Source organism: Cytobacillus sp. QJM3NY_8, from assembly GCF_056173585.1.
The window spans coordinates 2223586-2240659 of sequence record NZ_CM149681.1 but is presented as its reverse complement, the minus strand read 5'-3'; the positions used below and the strand labels follow the sequence as shown (position 1 = coordinate 2240659).

The 17074-nt window shown below is 42.1% G+C and carries 17 protein-coding genes and 1 pseudogene; 7 read left to right on the top strand and 11 right to left on the bottom strand.

Annotated features, from left to right (window positions below; translation table 11 throughout):
- Positions 1–150: a hypothetical protein gene (locus AC0VZ9_RS11715; protein WP_157380156.1), complete on the top strand. Its 150-nt coding sequence runs from the start codon at positions 1–3 to the stop codon at positions 148–150.
- Positions 151–189: 39 nt separating this feature from the next.
- On the opposite strand, the gene AC0VZ9_RS11710 is transcribed toward AC0VZ9_RS11715, so the two are convergent.
- Positions 190–1317, bottom strand: a complete 1128-nt coding sequence (locus AC0VZ9_RS11710) for a M14 family zinc carboxypeptidase (protein WP_217025136.1) — start codon at positions 1315–1317, stop codon at positions 190–192.
- A gap of 353 nt (positions 1318–1670) precedes the next feature.
- Here AC0VZ9_RS11710 and AC0VZ9_RS11705 point away from each other — a divergent pair, with 353 nt between their 5' ends.
- Positions 1671–2576, top strand: coding sequence for a DMT family transporter (locus AC0VZ9_RS11705; protein ID WP_009330458.1), 906 nt, complete (start codon positions 1671–1673; stop codon positions 2574–2576).
- Positions 2577–2611: 35 nt separating this feature from the next.
- On the opposite strand, the gene AC0VZ9_RS11700 is transcribed toward AC0VZ9_RS11705, so the two are convergent.
- A complete protein-coding gene (locus AC0VZ9_RS11700; RefSeq protein ID WP_217025142.1) occupies positions 2612–3859 on the bottom strand; it encodes a helix-turn-helix domain-containing protein in 1248 nt (415 codons plus the stop codon).
- A gap of 789 nt (positions 3860–4648) precedes the next feature.
- Positions 4649–4786, bottom strand: a pseudogene (locus AC0VZ9_RS11695) (alpha/beta hydrolase); the annotation flags it as partial.
- On the opposite strand from AC0VZ9_RS11695, the gene AC0VZ9_RS11690 reads away from it, so the two are divergent.
- Positions 4761–5423, top strand: coding sequence for a helix-turn-helix transcriptional regulator (locus AC0VZ9_RS11690; protein WP_475397427.1), 663 nt, complete (start codon positions 4761–4763; stop codon positions 5421–5423). The pseudogene AC0VZ9_RS11695 and the gene AC0VZ9_RS11690 overlap by 26 nt on opposite strands.
- Positions 5416–5544: a LuxR C-terminal-related transcriptional regulator gene (locus tag AC0VZ9_RS11685; protein ID WP_286676842.1), complete on the top strand. Its 129-nt coding sequence runs from the start codon at positions 5416–5418 to the stop codon at positions 5542–5544. Before AC0VZ9_RS11690 ends, AC0VZ9_RS11685 begins: the two co-directional genes overlap by 8 nt.
- Before the next feature lie 50 nt (positions 5545–5594).
- On the opposite strand, the gene AC0VZ9_RS11680 is transcribed toward AC0VZ9_RS11685, so the two are convergent.
- From AC0VZ9_RS11680 to ystJ, 6 genes are all read right to left on the bottom strand, one after another.
- Complete coding sequence (locus AC0VZ9_RS11680; RefSeq protein ID WP_009330461.1) at positions 5595–6869, bottom strand: L-cysteine desulfidase family protein; 1275 nt, start codon at positions 6867–6869, stop codon at positions 5595–5597.
- Between the two features lie 138 nt (positions 6870–7007).
- Positions 7008–7355 carry a hypothetical protein gene (locus tag AC0VZ9_RS11675; protein ID WP_009330462.1) on the bottom strand — a complete coding sequence of 116 codons (348 nt, stop codon included), beginning with the start codon at positions 7353–7355 and terminating at the stop codon, positions 7008–7010.
- Between the two features lie 116 nt (positions 7356–7471).
- Complete coding sequence (gene opuFB, locus AC0VZ9_RS11670) at positions 7472–8989, bottom strand: osmoprotectant update ABC transporter permease/substrate-binding subunit OpuFB (protein WP_475397426.1); 1518 nt, start codon at positions 8987–8989, stop codon at positions 7472–7474.
- Positions 8986–9939 carry an ABC transporter ATP-binding protein gene (locus AC0VZ9_RS11665; protein ID WP_019382020.1) on the bottom strand — a complete coding sequence of 318 codons (954 nt, stop codon included), beginning with the start codon at positions 9937–9939 and terminating at the stop codon, positions 8986–8988. Before AC0VZ9_RS11665 ends, opuFB begins: the two co-directional genes overlap by 4 nt.
- Positions 9940–10118: 179 nt before the next feature.
- A complete protein-coding gene (locus AC0VZ9_RS11660; RefSeq protein ID WP_071158436.1) occupies positions 10119–10415 on the bottom strand; it encodes a hypothetical protein in 297 nt (98 codons plus the stop codon).
- 331 nt (positions 10416–10746) lie between these two features.
- Positions 10747–11952: an NADP-dependent malic enzyme gene (ystJ, locus tag AC0VZ9_RS11655; RefSeq protein WP_034295647.1), complete on the bottom strand. Its 1206-nt coding sequence runs from the start codon at positions 11950–11952 to the stop codon at positions 10747–10749.
- A 142-nt stretch (positions 11953–12094) separates the two neighbouring features.
- On the opposite strand from ystJ, the gene AC0VZ9_RS11650 reads away from it, so the two are divergent.
- Positions 12095–12988, top strand: coding sequence for a LysR family transcriptional regulator (locus tag AC0VZ9_RS11650; RefSeq protein WP_019382017.1), 894 nt, complete (start codon positions 12095–12097; stop codon positions 12986–12988).
- A 48-nt stretch (positions 12989–13036) separates the two neighbouring features.
- On the opposite strand, the gene AC0VZ9_RS11645 is transcribed toward AC0VZ9_RS11650, so the two are convergent.
- Positions 13037–13741, bottom strand: a complete 705-nt coding sequence (locus AC0VZ9_RS11645) for a gamma-glutamyl-gamma-aminobutyrate hydrolase family protein (protein ID WP_019382016.1) — start codon at positions 13739–13741, stop codon at positions 13037–13039.
- A gap of 132 nt (positions 13742–13873) precedes the next feature.
- Positions 13874–15523, bottom strand: a complete 1650-nt coding sequence (locus AC0VZ9_RS11640; RefSeq protein WP_009330470.1) for a catalase — start codon at positions 15521–15523, stop codon at positions 13874–13876.
- Positions 15524–15759: 236 nt separating this feature from the next.
- On the opposite strand from AC0VZ9_RS11640, the gene AC0VZ9_RS11635 reads away from it, so the two are divergent.
- Complete coding sequence (locus AC0VZ9_RS11635) at positions 15760–15885, top strand: hypothetical protein (RefSeq protein WP_019382015.1); 126 nt, start codon at positions 15760–15762, stop codon at positions 15883–15885.
- A 138-nt stretch (positions 15886–16023) separates the two neighbouring features.
- Positions 16024–16965: a nucleoside hydrolase gene (locus AC0VZ9_RS11630; protein WP_251266599.1), complete on the top strand. Its 942-nt coding sequence runs from the start codon at positions 16024–16026 to the stop codon at positions 16963–16965.
- The last annotated feature ends 109 nt before the right edge of the window (positions 16966–17074 follow it).

Below are 17074 nucleotides of genomic sequence, written 5' to 3'. Positions count from 1 at the left end.
ATGAAAAAGGATATTAATGATGGAATTGAAAATCGAAACAGCACTTCCCAGGATATTTTGATGGATCGGGTAAATCAGGCTTTTAATAAAGTGGCGCAGGATGTAAGAGGAATGGTTGCAGAGAGTACAGTGAAGAAGAGCAACAGATAAAAAGAAGCTGGCTCCATGACCAGCTTCTTCTTTATTAACTTAAAAGCCTGATGATTCCGCAGGAACAATCCCATTATAATCTGTCCAGTAGCCTGCTAAAGGATAGGCCGGGATACTATTCCAACTCTCAGGATCCACATCATTTACTTCACCTGTAACATAGCCATATATCAAGGATTTTAAAGCTAAATAGTTTTGTTTTGTTAAATATCCATTCGATTTCTGCCCCAGGCTGCCATCGCTTGAATTGCCTTTTGTTTCAAAAAATACTGCTGGATGGCTGTGATTTTCCGGGTTTAAACCACTATAATTCAACCCCATCATCATAGCTGAAACGACTCCGCCTTTAATGTCGATATCATAACCTACCTGTTTTTCACTATCAACAATCTGGTAGCGGTCAATATGGGTATAGCCGTATCCGTTCATTTCATCGTAGACATATGCCAACATTTGTCTTGTCACATCATTGTAGTTTTTGTATGCAGGCAATGTTGGTCCATTCGGCGCAAGGGAAATACCGAGTGAAAATGAAGTAGCTTCATTTGTTCCATAAACCTGTTTTAAGCCTTGATGATGCAAATCGATTGCAAAGTCAGGTTTTAATTCGGCCCAAAAGGAATAAACGACTTTAGACTCTTTGGCTTTAAAGCCGCCTTCTGGAGACCAATCCCGGTTCAAATCCAGTAATTGTCCTGTCTCCGTAATCTTTGTACCACGGGTATTCATTTCTGCTCCATCCGGATTGTACATTGGAATGAAGTATAGTGTGGACTCTTCCAGAACGGTCTGTACCTCTTTGGAATTGTTGCTCGCATAAGTTTTTAACAGCTGAAGCGCTGCCTCTGTAACCAGCTTTTCATTTCCATGGATTTGAGCCTGAATCCAGATTTTCTTCTCCCCGGTTCCAACCTTGGCGACATAAATGCTTCTGCCCTGCTCTGATTTGCCGAAGCGGTCGAGTGTAAAAACTTCCACCTTCCCCTTGCTTGCCTGCTCAATGCCGTTGAGCGTTTTCACGACATCTTCGTAGGAGAGCATGCTGTTAATACTTGTGTTTCCATTTGTAGATGGCCCTCCTGGTACGGTTGCCGCAAAGGAAAGTGTGGAGAACAGCATAACAAGAAATGCTGTCAGCAATGCGATTTTCCCTGCCGGTTTCTTCATATGTATTTCACCCTTTCTATTAGCCCCTTTATTCGGGACTCTAAAGAAATGATACGGGATGGGCTTGTCCCTAGACAGAGAAAAAAGAATGAATTTTCAGCTAATTTAAGAGATCATTTTGTTAATTGTGGTAATGTGACTAAGAATAAAGAACTGTTTTGTGCTGTAAATCGATAAAGTGTGACAAAAACCAACATATTCCCCTCTTCCTTTTTTCCTAAAGTTAAAATTGATAAGTCTCTAATAAAAATTAACTATTTCGCCTTCCGAAAAAGGTGTTATAATACTATTTATAAAATTTTACAGAAATGAAGGCGAGTTGTTTGAAAAAGAGATTATGGCTTATTTATGGAATGCTGACTTTGGCTACTGCTACATGGGGCAGCGCTTTTATTGCCGGCAAGTTTGCTGTTCAAAGCTTTGAACCTGCAACAGTTGCTTTTTTGCGGTTTTTGGGAGCTGCCATTTTGCTTTTTCCGCTCATGTGGATCATGGAAAAAGACCGGAAACGACCGAATTTGAAAGATCATGGATTGTTTGCTCTTTTGGGCCTGACCGGAATTGCCTTATATAATATTTGTTTTTTCCTGGCCACAAAGCATGCGCCCGTGATTAAAAGCTCATTATTTATTGCTTCAAACCCGGTGCTGATTGTCCTTTTATCAGGGTTATTTCTAAAAGAAAAGATAACAAAAAATCATATCATTGGAATGGCCGTTGCTTTGACAGGTGTAGTGTTTATTATAACAGATGGCCATTTGCTTAAGCTTTTCCAATATGGCTTTGAACCCATTGACTTCGTATTGCTGGGAGCTGTGGTCAGCTGGGCCATCTATAGTGTTGTGGGGAAAGTGGTTTTGAAAAAATTCAGCTCAGTGGAGTCCACTACTTATGCAGTTGCCTATGGAACCTTATTTCTATTGCCATTCGCTTCTGCTGAAACATCGTGGATGGATATCCAGCAAGCCAGCATGACGACATGGACTGCAATAGCCCATATGAGCATTTTTGTTACCGTGGTTTCATTTGTCATGTATTATAACGGAATTAAAGAGGTCGGTGCGGCCAAAGCCTCAATTTTTATTAATGTGATGCCTGTATCTGCCGTTATCATGGCTACGGTCTTTTTGGGTGAAACATTCACCATGGCTCATGGAATAGGGGCAGCCTTTGTTCTGACAGGTGTTTATATAGGAACAAATGCGAAAATGTTTAAAAGAAGGATGCATAAACAGTCAATGAAAAATGAGACAGCATAAGAATGCAGTCTCATTTTTTTCATTGCGAAAAAAGGTTACTCGTGATCATAATAGCTTTTTTGTTTCTGTATAAAAGAACGGGCGAGCTCAATTGCTTTTTGTGCCTCACCTATTTCTGAATAAAAATGGAAAAGCTTTTTCTCATAATGGTCGATTAAAATGCCATAGCCAATTTTCTTAAAGTACGGCAAAGCTGTTTCCTCAATAAATTGATAGTATTGCTGTTCTTCTTTTTTCAATAGATGAAGATGAAGCTGAAAATAAATCCAGGTAAATGAATCAGCTGCTTTTGCCCTCTCCATGCCCTCTTCAGCTAATTTTATTAGCGCACTGCCGGCCTGAAGTTTTCCTTTATAACAGGTATGAATGTAACCATCTAAAGCAGTTAAATAGTGAGGGGCATTTTCGGCAGTAAGCTTAAGTGCTTCTTCATAGAGGCCTGCAGATTCCCTGTATTTCTTTCGGCGAAAATATTCGAATGCCAGATTATGATAAAGCTTGGATTTCCGGTCACCTGAATTACACGCATCACATAACTTAATTAACTGTTCATATTTTTCCTTTGTTTCATTAAAATCATGTAGTTCTTTGGCATTTAGCTGAACAATCAGCAGCATTTCTGTGTCTATAATGCGGAGAATATTTAAGGTTCTTTGAAAATATTGAAGAGCCTTTTTCCCGTAATAATAGGCTGTAATATTTGAATGGATGGAATGGTAAGCAATCGCTAGGTGGTAATAGTATTCATCATAGTTGTACTGATCTCTGTCAATGGAAGCTAAACAGCTGATACAGTCACGGTATTGACCTGTAAGAAAGTAATAGATGCCCTGGATATGTTTCAACAGATTCGCATCATGAGGCGAAAAGGCAGCGGAAGCTTTATTAAGATCCGAGATTAATTTTGAGGCTGACTCCAAATCACTCACAGATAAATAGAACCTTGCTGACAGAAGCCCATATAGAGTCTGAAAATCTGGCATATGAATCAGTTTTTCAACCTGCAGCTCCTTTTTTATCTGTTTTGATTCCTGTATTCGCTGCATGATCATGCTCTCATGCCATTCATCCAGCCTCTTTGCAAGCTGATGATATCGAAGTATTTCTTCTTCGGGATTAATGCCGAGCCTCCTGGCCAGGAGGTGTGTAATTTCCCCGGAGTATTCGGTAATCCCCCTTTCAATTTTACTTAAATGGGTTACTGAACAAATCCCTTCTCCCAGCTGACCCTGAGTTAGGCCTTCTCGTTCCCTGTAAAACTTAATTATTTTCCCAATGATCATGCTGCACCTCGATATTAAAGTTTCTATTATTATAGTGAAATCACCAGTGATTTTCTATAGGTTAATAGAAACAGGCAGTAGACCTGTCTCCCGCCATCTGTGGAAATGTATCTTAATAGATAGGAGGAAGCTTAAAAAGATTACCCCACAATGGCAGTGGCAGCCAGTTTGCTGGATATTTTTGATCTCATGTTCTTTATGACGACTGTTTTCTTTTCCCCGATTTCGCTTTCGTCTTCATAAACGCTTTATGGCGACCGTTTTCTTTCCCTCGCTTACATTTTCGTCTTCATAAACGCTCTATGGCGACCGTTTTCTTTTTCTCTCTTGTATTTTCGTCGTCATGAGCCATCCATGACGGCCATTTTCTTTTCCTCTCTTGCATTTTCGTCGTCATGAACGCTCCATAACGACCATTTTCTTTTCCTCTCTTGCATTTTCGTCGTCATGAGCCCTCCATGACGACCATTTTCTTTTCCTCTCTTGCATTTTCGTCGTCATGAACCCTCCATGACGACCATTTTCTTTTCCTCTCTTGTATTTTCGTCGTCATGAGCCATCTATGACGGCCATTTTCTTTTCCTCTCTTGCACTTTCGTCGTCATGAACGCTCCTTGGCGACCGTTTTCTTTCCCTCTCTTGCATTTTCGTCGTCATGAGCCCTCCATGGCGACCGTATTAATTCCTTTAGTCGCCATGAGCTCTTCAGAAAATCTGGCAAGTAATTAATTTACAAAACTAACACAAAAAAGGACACTCCTTCAATCAGAAGTGTCCAATCTGCATATATTATTTCGAAGCGACACTACCCTGGAACACACGCTTTAAAGCATTTGCCGCCTGCTCAATCGATTTTCTTCCCTGCTCCAGTACACCTGGCATCCAGAAGAAGCCATGGATCATGCCGTCATACCGTTTGGCTTCGACCGGGACGCCTGCTTCTTTTAAGCGTTCAGCATATCATCCCGCAGCGGGTCAAACTGTTAATATGGCATTAGAATCTACCATTTTGGATAATATCCAGAATTTAGAGGATGTCGAGAGTCATGAGGAAAAGCTGTATAAAATTCTAGAGGTTTATATGAACGTTTTCCCTGTAAAGAATGCCCATTTATTCCGGTATTCACCTTTAGGTTTTATTGGTGAAGGAATCATCGCAATAACGTGCCACGGATTAATTCATATCAGAGATATCAGGGATGATATTCGTTCATTGCCGCTCATTTACTCCGCCCTTTATGAACGAAAAGCAAAATATTGTTCTGGGATCGAGTACCTTAAGCAAATAAACATCAAATACATAACAACTTCCAATGTCAACTCCTTCCTGGCTATCCCCATCTGCTTTGGTGCCGTTCCTATCGGCTATATTTGCACAAACGAATTTGATGAGCACGGAAAAATATCTGATCAGCAGCTTTCTTCTTATACACAATTTGGTCAACACGTAGGAAAAACCCTTGAAAAAACGGAAGGAAAAGGAGATGCCCGGCTATTAAGCAGAAGAGAAATGGAGGTCATGAAAAGGATTTCCTGGGGGGGAAAGCATCAAAGAAATGGCTGACTCCATGTTTATCAGTCAAGTCACCATCAACCAGTATATTAAAACAGCTATTAGGAAACTGGGAGCTCAAAACCGGACACAGGCAATTGCGGAGATGTTTCGACGAGGGATGATTTCGTAATTAGCACACCAAAAAGGCCCTTTTCTTAAAGAGAGGGCCTTTTTTTCAGTTTATTTCTCCATCATCAATTTTAAAATCAGCTCATCCGTATGACGGGTTCCTTCATTCCCTAATTTACAAAAACTCTCGATGCTCTTTTCAACGTCATCGTGAATAAATCCATCGGTTGATTTGATTTCCTGATCGTTGAGCGCAAGGAGGGCAGACTGCACAGCTACATTGGAGCAGGTAGATACTTTCATGGCACAGCCGGCTTTTGCTCCGTCACAGATCATTCCGGAAACATTCCCAATTGTGTTTTGTATGGCTGCTTTAATTTGCTGAAGCTCTCCATCCAGCAAATATACGATGGCTCCACTTGCCCCCATTCCTGCAGCTGTTACACCGCATAATGCTGAAAGCCGGCCAAATTTAGATTTAATATGAATGGTTATCAGATGACTGAGTGCCACTGCCCTAATCATTTTTTCCTCAGAAACCTTTAGTCTTTCTGCAGCAGCAACAACTGGAAGTGTGACTGCGATTCCCTGGTTGCCGCTTCCGGTATTTGCCATGACAGGCAGAGTGGAGCCTGCCATTCTCGCATCTGATCCAGCTGCTGCCAAAGACATTGCTGCAGTGGCAATATCATCAGACAAGATGCCCATTTTCACATTTTTCTTTATCGTTTTCCCTACCTTTAAGCCATATTCGCCTGAAAGGCCTTCCATTCCAATGACCCGATTAAGCTCGATACTCTTTTTGACAAGTGATAAGGAACTGATTTCTGCATTAAGCACCCATTCATATATCTCATCAATAGAAAGTGCAATTAATTCATCTTCTTCCGATTGAATTCCTATATTTTCACATCCGCCCTGGTAGATAGCCTTTCCATCAACCTCTATTAAGGTAATATTGCTGTGGTTATCAGAGATTACCACTCTGGCAGTCTGCATATCTGTTTTTAATTCCGCTTCGATAAACAGCCTTTTTGGCGTCTCCGCCTGGAGGGAAATTACTTTTCCTTCTTCAATAAGTTTCAGCGCCAAAAGTTCATCTTCTGGCCCCACTCCCTCTAATACTTCCAGCTTTCTTGCAGGGTCCCCTGCCACAGCGCCGATTGCCGCTGCGAAATCAAGACCATAGGAACTCATGCCGGGTATTCCTACTGACTTAGCATTTTTAATAATATTTCCGCTCGCTTTTAAGCAAAGCTCTTTTATTTCCCCTTTTGCATGGCTCTTTGCAGTGGCTGCAGCAAGTGCAATCGCAACAGGTTCCGTACATCCAAGGGCAACCACTAATTCTTTTTCCAGAATTCTTAAGATCTTGTGCTTCTCCATTTTTCATACCCCTAATTGTTTAAAGTAAAAGAATAAACTTTAATTATTATAATCCAAATAGTTAAAAATTAAGAGAGGCAATATTTCCTTCCACGCTAAAACTCTTAGGAATAGAAAAATAGGAGCAGCTCTGTCTGTTTAATCTTTGCTGAATAATGCACTGAGATTCTTCAACGTATATAATCTTCCAGTCACCATAAACAGGCTGTTATAGTTTCTATGTACATATTCATCTATAATGGTGAGCCCTTTTACAAACCGGTCCACCAAATAATTTGTATACTTTGGGTCCCAGACAAAGCGATTGATTCTGAACAGCTCATCTGCGAGGATATGAAACTTAAAGTCTGCAGCAATCAATTTGATTTGATGTATTTTGTCAGTGTCCATATAAAAGATATTTCTTTCAAGATTTTTATCGAGAAAGTCAAGAAAGTCCTTAATATTTTCAGCGAGCAGGTTAGCCTTTTCCATCTCAAATAGCATATCAACATCTCCTTAAGCACAAGTGCGATTAAGAAATGTGTATGATAGTCGGACATAATTTAAAACAGTTCACCATGCAAAAACCGCCTGGATTCTCCCCAGACGGTTTTCGAGTACTACTTAAGAAGCCCCTCCTTTTTCAAATACTCCCGGGCAGTTTCTTCTGCTCTTGCCCCTTCCACATTGATTTTATAATTCATTTCACGCATTTCATCGTCGCTAATTTTACCGCTCAATTTGTTCAAGGCTCTAACCAATTCGGGGTGTTCCTCGACTGTTTCAGCTCTTAGCAATGGTGCACCCTGATACGGAGGGAAAAGATTCTTGTCATCCTCCAGGACAGTGAGGTTATATCTTGCTATTTCACTATCTGTTGAATAAGCATCCACTAGGTTGATTTCGCCTTTTTCGATTGCTCCATAGCGCAGCTTAGGCTCCATGGTTAAAACAGTTGGAAATTCCACGCCATATAGCTCCTGGATTCCACGATAACCATCTTCCCGATCCGAAAATTCAAGGGTGAAGCCAGCTTTTATGTTTTTCTCGACAGCTTTTAGATCTGAAATAGATTGCAGGCCAAATTCCTCGGCCAATTGCTTAGGAACTGCCAAAGCATAGGTATTATTGTATGCCATCGGTTCTAACAGCTCCATGTCGTATTGTTCTTTCATTCCTTTTCTCGCCTGCTCATAAACCTCTCCACTGTCGGTGCTTACCGCTGTCTCTTTTAAAAATTCAGCAATGGCCGTACCGGTAAACTCAGGATACGCATCGATGCTGCCTGATTTCAGCGCATTGAAGACAAACGACGTTTTTCCTAATCCTGGCTGTAACTCAACGTTAAGGTCGGTTTCATTTTCAATCAGTAATTTGTACATATTGATAAGGATTTCCGGTTCTGAACCAAGCTTCCCGCCAATGACAAGATTCTCTTCTGATTTATTTGTCACTAAAGGGATGGCCATAACCAGTATCATCGCACAAATAAATATCCCCAGCGCTGTGAGCGATCTTTTAAATGACATATGCTCGAAGCGGCGCAGCAGCATGTCAAAAAGGATTGCCAATATGGCTGCAGGTATGGCCCCAAGAACGATCAGTGCCGTATTATTCCGGTCGATTCCAAGGAGGATCAGTTCTCCCAGTCCTCCTGCTCCAATTAATGCTGCAAGTGTAGCCGTTCCAACAATTAAAACCATAGCTGTCCGGATTCCGGCCATTATCACCGGCATGGCGAGAGGAAGCTCTACCTTCAAGAGCCTTTTCCGCCTGTTCATTCCCATTGCCCTTGCCGCTTCGATAATGGAATCATCCACTTCCTTTATGCCTGTATATGTATTTCTTAGTATGGGCAGAAGTGCATATACGACTAGTGCGATAATTGCCGGAACTTTCCCAATGCCAAATAAGGGAATTAAAAGACCAAGCAAAGCTAAAGAGGGCACAGTCTGCAATACTGCCGTCACTCCAATGATCCCTTCTGCTATTTTTTGTTTGTTAGCCAGATAAATTCCAAGCGGGATCGCAATCAGGACTGCGAAAAACAAAGCAATAAGCGAAATCTGTATATGTTCAATAAGTACACTTAATAATTGCCCTTTCCTTTCATTAAAAACAGAGCTGAAGGTGTTCATGACCTCACCTCTTTCTTCATGCTGCCAGCCAGCTTACGAATAACGGCCTGCCTGTTAACCATTCCAATGATGTTTCCGCCCTCTTCCACAGCAAGTTCATCTTGAGCTGCCAATAAGTTAAGAGTTTCTTCCAGTGAAGCCGAGACGGAAATGACTGCCCCGTTCTGTTCGGTTTCTGAAATCGGCTGGAGGATATCTTGAAGGCTGAATCCCTCCATGTAAGGACCCCGCTCTTCCCCGACAAACTGCCGGACAAAGTCATCCTCCGGGTTAGCAAGAAGCTCCTCTGGAGTGCCAACTTGCACGATTTTCCCGTCCTTCATGACACAAATGCGGTCACCAAGCTTTAAAGCTTCCTTCATGTCATGTGTGACAAAGACGATTGTCTTCTCTATTTTTTTCTGGAGATGGATTAGGTCGTCCTGAAGCTTTTCCCTGCTTATGGGATCCAGCGCACTAAAAGGCTCGTCCATCAGGATGATAGGCGGATTGGCGGCCAGGGCTCTTGTTACTCCGACTCTTTGCTGCTGTCCCCCTGAGAGTTCATGTGGCCTTCTGCTGCGGTAGATGTCAGGCTCCAATCCGACCATTCCCAATAACTCATCAATCCGTTCTTGGATTTTTCCCTGTTCCCAGTTCTTTAGCTCGGGTACTATTGCGATGTTCTCCGCAATTGTCATGTGAGGAAAAAGGGCAATTTGCTGGAGGACATAGCCGATATCCCAGCGGAGCTCATGAATGTCATAGTCACTTATCCGTTTGCCTTTAATGGATATCGTTCCTGATGTCAAAGGAATCAGTCTATTAATCATCTTCAGAACGGTTGTTTTTCCAGAACCGCTCGGACCGATAATAACGAAGAACTCGCCTTCTTTTATATGTAAATTAATTGAATCAACAGCCTTGGTTCCATTCCCATACTGTTTTGACACATTGTCAAATCGAATCATTGCTCCACCCCTCTAATAAGTTCACATCTGGATTGTTCCCTAAATATTTTACGGAAAAACAGCCGTGCAGAAGTTTTCTTTTTACCGTTATACCATCATACAGATAGATAGGTTATTTTTCCATTATGGGGTTCTATAAAAAAGGACAGCCTCCATCAAATAGAGGCTGCCTGTTATTATTATGCCGGAGACCTGTTCAGTTTCTTAAAGAGATCCGGAAAGTCGTTTCTGATTGTTTCGCGGATATCTCCAAATGCAAGATGGCGAATGGGATATGCTTTTACTTTTTTTAGGGTGGAGTGCGGGTTTCCTTTAAAGACATTAACTGTCTCTTCTAAAAATCTTTCCTGCTGAAACAGATGATTGTTTCGATTTTCAAAGATTTTGTTTTCTGTTTGCTCATAAATAATATAATAGTCTTCGATGATTTCACCACGGAACATTTCCTGCGTCTCGATTACTTCGTATACTTTCATCGGTATCAATCTCCTTAATAAAATTAATTTGCTCTTTTCTAAAGATAGGAAATTTTATAAGGCTGTCCGCTGATTTCCGCTACGGACACATGCTTTCCGCGGGGAGGAACGGGAGCCTCCTCGGTTTTGCAGGAGTCAAGTTTCCTCCGCTTTAATCAACTCAGCTGATAAACTTAGTTATCCGCTTAGAAACATAGAACCTTAAGAAAACAGCCATTAATTCAGAGTGACGAAAGTGATAAAATAATTCCCATTGGCAAAACCAGCATCCTGATACTTTGGATACTATGATTTACTTCGCTTGAACATGCCTCCGCATGCAAATTTCAGTCTATTGGCTTATCGTCTCGCTCTGCAGGATTTCGATCCGGGCAGCACCGGTTTTCTGGGCGGCTTTTACTACGGCATCCCTTACGGCCGGAACAACTCGGCTGTCGAGCGGTCCTGGTATTACATAATCCGGTGATAAGTCTGTAGCGTCGATTAATCCGGCGATGGCCTCGACAGCTGCCATCTTCATTTCTTCATTAATTTCAGTAGCCCTGACGTCCAAAGCCCCTCTGAAAATCCCCGGGAATGCGAGGACATTATTCACCTGGTTAGGCAAGTCAGAGCGTCCTGTTCCTACCACTTTGGCTCCTGCCTCCTTTGCCTCTTCCGGCATGATTTCTGGAACCGGATTTGCCATGGCGAAAATAATGGAATCCTGACTCATTGTCTGGACCATTTCCTTTGTTAAGGCTCCTGCAGATGAAACCCCGATAAACACATCAGCGCCGATAATAACCTCTTCAAGCGGACCCTGCCGTTTGTCTGGATTGGTGATTTTCGCCACAGACTCTTTGACAGGGTTCATACGCTCCTGTCTTCCTTCATAAATCGCTCCCTTTGTATCGCACATGATGATATCTTTTACACCCATATTAAGGAGCAGCTTGATAATCGCGATTCCTGCGGCACCTGCCCCATTGATTACGATTTTTATTTTTTCCATTTGTTTATCAACAAGCTTTAAAGCATTTTTTAAACCGGCAGCCGTTACGATGGCTGTTCCATGCTGGTCATCATGAAAAACGGGAATGTTCATTTCCTGCTTAAGGCGTTCTTCAATGTAAAAGCAATTAGGTGCCGCGATATCTTCCAGGTTGATGCCTCCAAAGGAAGGCTGCAGCAGCTTGACTGTTTTAATGATTTCTTCGGGATCCTTCGTATCAAGGCAAATTGGAACGGCATCAATTCCTGCAAAAGCTTTAAATAGGGCAGCCTTCCCCTCCATGACGGGCATGGAGGCTTCAGGGCCAATATCGCCAAGCCCCAGCACCGATGTTCCGTCAGAGACAACCGCGATTAAATTGCCTTTTATTGTATAATCATAGACTTTCTCAGGCTGGTCATGAATTTTCCGGCATGGCTCTGCTACTCCTGGGGAATAGGCTAAGCTTAAATCCTTCATGCTGTTCAGCGGCATTTTCACATCAATTGATAACTTCCCTCGAAACTTCTCATGAAGCAATAAAGATTCTTTCTGCAAATCCATCTTAACCATCTCCCCAAATTGAATATTGTTAATTTTCAGTATTATATTGTTGTAGATTATTATATAATGAATGATATCCATAAATGAAATACATATAATCTATAAACATTATGCCTTTTGGTTATATGAAGGGGGGATCTGTTTGGATATACGGCATTTGGAATATTTTGCTGAAGTAGCTCAGCACTTAAGTTTCACAAAAGCATCACAGACCCTGCATGTCACCCAGCCATCCATCAGCAAAGCCATAAAAAACCTCGAAGGCGAACTGGGGGTGCCGCTTTTTTACCGGTCATCGAAGCAGCTTGAATTAACGGATGCGGGAAAAGCGGTGCTGATTAATGCAAAGAAAGTGCTGGACGCATTTAAAAACCTGACTTTGGAGTTAACAGATGTGACGGAGCTGAAGAGCGGTGAAATCAAAATTGGCATCCCTCCTATTGTAGGTGCCGCTTTTTTTTCGCAGCTCATCAGCCAGTATAAAGAAAAATTCCCATTGATTGAAATTAAATTAACAGAGGTAGGCACAAAGAAAATTAAAAAGGGCGTAGACGATGGAACATTGGATATTGGCCTTATTTGTACGGTGCCTGCACAAGGCAGCAGCTTTGAAATTATTAATGTTTTAAAGGACCCCTTAATGCTTATTGTCCATCGTGAACATCCGCTGGCTTCAAATAGTGAGGTACACTTTTCACAATTGGCGAATGAGCCCTTTATACTCTACCGAAAAGATTTCACCCTTTACGACCTGATCATTGAGGAGTGCTCGAAAAGCGGATTTCATCCCAATATTGTCTGTGAAAGCTCACAAAAGGACTTCCTGCTGGGGATGGTTGAAGGAAAACTGGGGATCACTATGCTGCCAAGTAAAATCTGTCAGAATATATACAGCCAAGACCTTGTTGTTCTGCCAATCTCTGAATCTGCTATAAATTTGGAGCTGGGGATGATCTGGAAAAAGGAAAAGTACTTATCGTTTGCGGTTCGGGAGTTTATCGCCTGTTCAGAGAGTTATTTAGAGAATGGACTATGAAAGAGCCGTCGCAAAAATGAAAAATGCGACGGCTTTTTATTTCTAGTTTTATTGTTTGCAAGCCTTTATAAATGCATCAAAAATAGCTAAGGATGGGTGATCGTTCTTTTGTGTCATGCATTCAGGGTGCCACTGTACCCCTAATACAAAGCTATGCTTGTTACTCTCAAAAGCCTCAATGACTCCATCATTTGCCTCGGCACATACCTCAAAGTTTTCAGGCATCTTGCGGACAGCCTGATGATGATAGCTGTTTACTTTAAAACTTAGCTCACCAGTGGCTCTGTGCAGAAGAGAATTTCTTTTTACATTTACAAAGTGGGACGCATGCCACCGGGGTGCTTTTTGGGCATGCTGCAAAAGAGGGACGCCCATCTGGAAATAGATGTCTTGATACATATCACCCCCAGCAGCAATACTGAGGATTTGGCAGCCCCTGCATATGGCTAAAATTGGTTTATCAAGAGCCAGCATTTTTTTAATAATGCTGAGTTCAAACGTGTCTCTTTCAGGACAGATGCTTCCCAGATTTTGATGGGGTTCTTCACCAAATAGGGTGGGATCGATGTCCCCTCCACCCGTAAGAAGCAGCCCATCCATCTCTTCAGCTAATTTTTCAATTTTGCCATCTTCCAGCAGATTAGGCAAAACAATTGGAACGGCCCCTGCGTTTACTAATGAATGGATATTATCCATTGAAACGGAAAGCTGCTTGTCATCTAAATTCGATGTAACCCCTATAATTGGTTTCATTCGGCACCTCTGGCTATATAGTTTAGGAGATTATTCTACAAAACCGGGAGGAAGTCCTACCTGCCTGCAATTAAAAAATGGAAAAAACAAAGAAAAAAAGCTGTCCACCTTTGGACAGCCCTAGCTTCTTAATTAATATGGATCCGTTTCACGGCTTTTCTCAACAGCTTCCTTTGCTGCCTCGTTTTCAGCAATCGAACCCTGGCCATATTTGGATCTTCCAGCGTCTCGGCCAGGCACTTGCTCTTCCCCGCTCATTGCCAGCAATTCTTTCATGACTTTCTCGGTTCCTTCCTTCACACGGCGTCCATAATCTTCATCAGCCTGTGTGAAATGCTCAAACATAGCATCCTGAATACGTTTGTCACATACCGCCAGTGCTTCAGAGAGGTTTTTGATTAATTCCTCGCGCTCCCAATCTTCAAAGCTCCGATATGTATGGCCTGCCTGACCATAATTATTTGGACGATCGATAGGTGCGCTCATGGCTGCAGCATTATAGGTTGGCCGATGCGGTGTGCGCCCTTCCTCAGGTGCTTCCTTGAAGCCGCCCTTCATCGATGGCTCATAGTTAATATGCGGATTTTCTCCCGATTCTTTAGGGTCACGAGTATCCATTTGGCCGCGCTGCTGGTTTGTGCGAACAGGTGCTTTCGGCGCGTTCACCGGTAATTTCAGATAGTTTGCCCCTACGCGATAGCGCTGTGTATCGGAATAAGAGAATGTCCGGCCCTGAAGCATCTTATCATCAGAAAAATCCATTCCGTCAACGAGTACCCCTGTACCGAAGGCAGCCTGCTCAATCTCTGCATGATAATCCTCTGGATTGCGATCAAGAACCATACGGCCAACAGGAAGCCAAGGGAACTTATCTTCCGGCCAAAGCTTTGTATCATCAAGGGGATCAAAATCCAGTTCAGGATGGTAATCATCCTCCATAATCTGTACAAATAGCTCCCATTCAGGATAATCTCCCCGTTTAATTGACTCAAATAAATCCTGTGTGGCATGACCTACATTTTTCGCCTGAATTTCGTTTGCCTCTTCCTGTGTCAGGTTGCGGATGCCCTGCTTCGGCTCCCAATGATATTTCACCAGTACCGCTTCCCCTTTTTCATTCACCCATTTATACGTATTGACGCCGGAGCCTTGCATATGACGGTATGTAGCGGGTATTCCCCAAGGTGAAAACAAGAATGTAATCATGTGTGTGGCCTCAGGTGTCCTGGATACAAAGTCAAACATCCGCTCGGGATTTGACACATTTGAAACAGGATCAGGCTTGAAGGCGTGAATCATATCAGGGAATTTCATCGCATCCCGGATAAAGAAGATTTTCAGGTTATTACCGACTAAATCCCAGTTTCCATCCTCTGTGTACATTTTTACTGCAAAGCCGCGCGGATCACGAGCCGTTTCCGGTGAATCTTTTGCCCCTGCAACGGTAGAAAAGCGTACCATCAATGGCGTCTTCTTCCCTGCACCAGAAAAAACCTTTGCGCGTGTATACTTTTCGACCGGCTCATCCCCAACTTTTCCGTATGTCTCAAAGTAACCGAATGCCCCTGCTCCTCTTGCGTGAACCACACGCTCCGGTACTTCTTCCCTGTCAAAATGGGAGATCTTCTCAATGAAATGGTAATTCTCCAAGGTCGCTGGTCCCCGATTGCCTATCGTACGGATGTTTTGGTTATCAGTAACAGGATGTCCCTGCCGAGTCGTCAGCGTCTCACGCTTTACATCTTGATCATTTGCTGAATTCCTATCATTATTCTTTGCCAAAATCAGACCTCCTAATATTTTATGACGATATTTTACCTCGGTTTTAGAAATTTATACCTGGATTTTCCTGTATTGTTAGGTGATGGGGTTTCTTCCAAAACACAATTACTTCAGGTGTTATCATACCCTGTGTGGCTGAAATGAAACCTTTTTACGAAAAATGCTCCTCGTTTATTTGTTCGAATAATGTTCTTGCCTTTGTAAAAAAATACTCTTGTCCAAAGGGGGGTGAAGACGTGCCTAATCTAAATGATAACAAGTTCAAAAAAATTCAATCGGAAAGCCAGAAGCAGGGTAAAACATACGAAGAGTATGCTGCTGAACTGGAAGAGAACAAAATGAAGGCTCAAAAAAGAAAATAGAAGAAAAGAAGACACGCGCTTTTCCCTTCAACTTTTACGGGAACAGGCGCTTTTTATATTTTTAGACCTTTTCTTAAAACAACATATTAAAAGTCATTTATGAATATTTTTGTATAAGCAATTTAGGGAGGGGTTTAAATGGCGAAAAGAAAAACGAAGAAAATTTTATTATTTTGTGACCCTGGAATTGACGACTCTCTTGCAATTATTTATACATTGCTGGACCCAGATCTTGAACTGGTCGGACTTGTTACAAGCTATGGGAATGTAACGGAGGACCAGGCAACATCAAATGCTTATTATCTGCTAGATCTGGCTGGACAAAAAAATATTCCTATTATTCCTGGTGCTGCTCAGCCTGTTCAGCAGGAAAAAGTTACGTACTATCCGGATATCCATGGAGCCGAAGGGATTGGACCTATTCAGCCTCCTGCTGATATGAAATATCAAACCTATCCATTTGATACAATAGGTATCCTTATTGAAAAGTATCAGAAAGACTTGATTATTGTTGATACCGGAAGATCTACTAGCTTGGCGATAGCTTTTATACTCTTTGACGAACAGATCAAGCAAGTGGGAGCTTTTTATATCATGGGCGGTGCTTTCTTTGTTCCCGGGAACGTTACACCTCTTGCAGAAGCCAATTTTTATGGTGACCCTACCTCTTCCAATTACATTTGTAAATATGCCAATAACCTTACGATTACCCCTCTAAATGTAACAGAATTCGCCTTATTGACCATGGAAACAGTGGAATATGTAACAAATACAGCTACAAACCCTTTCACCATTTTATTAAAACCTATTTTCGAGTACTATTATAAGGCTTATCAGAAGCTGGTTCCCGGCATTAAAGGAGCACCTATTCACGATCTGCTTACCATCATGATCATCAATAATCCTGCTATAGCAGAATACATTTATTACGACGTAAGTGTTATAGATGGAACTGTAGAAGGAAAGGGTTTATCATACATTGATATCCGGCCCGGCAGCCAGAAGGGAAAGACCAGAATAGCCGTTAAACTTGACTACGATGGCTTTATCAATGAGTTTCTCAAAGTTATGCTTGCCTAAAATTATGAATGTCTGATGCCGCCTTCGCTGCTGACTCCCTTAGCAATTTGTATGTCCCCCCTGCAGGTTCAAATTCCTCATGTATTGAAAAGTTAACTGCAAAGTTATA